We start from the raw sequence: 791 nt of genomic DNA, 5'->3' as shown, positions 1-791 counted from the left end.
CACGTCGCGCAGTTGCGCGACCACCTCTTCCACGCGCTGGCCGTGGTACTTGAGGTAGGCATCGTAGGCCAGCTTCAGCGCCGGCTCGTAGTCGTGGAACGTGTAACCGGGCTGATGGAAGGGGCTGTGCGCGTAATGCGCCTTCCAGAACTCCAGTTCGCGCTCGCGGTCCAGCATCACGCAGGCGCGCGAGGCGTGTTGCATCTCGATGGCGACGGCCATGTTGGCCCTCCGAGTGGTCCCCCCACCGGCACCGCGGCGGCGCCGCAGGTGTGTTGCGCACGCAGTGTATGCCGGTCGGGCGTCGCCGCCGCGATGGCCGGCTGAAGCGTTCAGAGCTGGCGGTGCGGCAGTGCTGCACGCGGCAGCAAACCGGTGATCGCTTGGCCGCCGGCGGGCGGGCGCTGCACGGTTGTCCACACGCGATGTGGAGCGTTGCTCTGGAATCCTGTGGATAAGTGGCCAGGCGCCGCATGGCGTCGGTGCCTGCAGCGGCGTGGCGAAAAAATCGCCACGCCGGTCCGCTCAGTCTTCGTCCGACGCCAGCCGGTGCAGTGCGGCGAAGTCGCGAATCTCCACCACGTGCAGTTGCGGCAGCGCGATCAGGCCCTGCTGGCGCAGCTTGGTGAAGGTACGGCTGACCGTCTCCATGGTCAGGCCGAGATGGTCGGCGATGTCGCCGCGGCCCATCGGCAGCACCACCTTGTTGCCGGCATCGCCCTGGCGCGCCGCGCGGGCCGCCAGCTTGAGCAGGAAGTCGGCCAGTTTCTCGGCCGGCTGCAGCCGCGCCA

The 791-nt window shown here is 68.9% G+C and carries 2 protein-coding genes; both read right to left on the bottom strand.

Annotation, left to right across the window (positions count from 1 at the left end; translation table 11 throughout):
* Positions 1-222: hypothetical protein (locus CEK68_RS19615; protein ID WP_043095052.1), on the bottom strand; the 222-nt coding region annotated here is incomplete at its 3' end.
* Between the two features lie 303 nt (positions 223-525).
* The coding region (locus tag CEK68_RS19610) for a helix-turn-helix domain-containing protein (RefSeq protein ID WP_152240394.1) at positions 526-791 on the bottom strand (266 nt) is incomplete at its 5' end.

This window comes from Xanthomonas sp. LMG 12461 (assembly GCF_009192935.1).
Classification (GTDB): domain Bacteria; phylum Pseudomonadota; class Gammaproteobacteria; order Xanthomonadales; family Xanthomonadaceae; genus Xanthomonas_A; species Xanthomonas_A sontii.
The sequence above is the reverse complement of the archived record's forward strand: the minus strand, read 5'-3'. Positions and strand labels throughout refer to the sequence as shown.